This is a genomic window from Pseudomonas sp. DCB_AW, assembly GCF_026240895.1.
Lineage (GTDB): Bacteria > Pseudomonadota > Gammaproteobacteria > Pseudomonadales > Pseudomonadaceae > Aquipseudomonas > Aquipseudomonas kermanshahensis.
Map to the genome: position 1 here is coordinate 1 of NZ_JAPFCE010000226.1, position 375 is coordinate 375.

At 42.1% G+C, this 375-nt stretch carries 1 rRNA gene; it reads right to left on the reverse strand.

The annotated features are described in order from the left end of the window. Window positions 1-298: 298 nt before the first annotated feature. Window positions 299-375: ribosomal RNA gene (locus OO306_RS28295) — 16S ribosomal RNA — on the reverse strand; the annotation flags it as partial.

Sequence of the window (375 nt, forward strand, 5' to 3'; positions counted from 1 at the left end):
AATCTGGTTATACTGTGAAGACGACATTCGCCGAAAATTCGTTTTGCTCTTTCGAGCCCACAAATTTTACCTTAGCCTGATCCACTACCAGTGAAAGTAGTGTTCAGTCTATTTCTATCACATATCCAAATTTTTAAAGAACGATCTGACAAAAGTCAGAAATCAACATTCATCAACGAATGTTCATTTCTAAGTTCTGATCAAGAACAAAGATTAGGCCTATATAAGGCCTTGATCGTCTTCAACAATGAATCAAGCAATTCGTGTGGGAGCTCATCAGCAGGCTGATGTCGTCGATTAAGGAGGTGATCCAGCCGCAGGTTCCCCTACGGCTACCTTGTTACGACTTCACCCCAGTCATGAATCACACCGTGG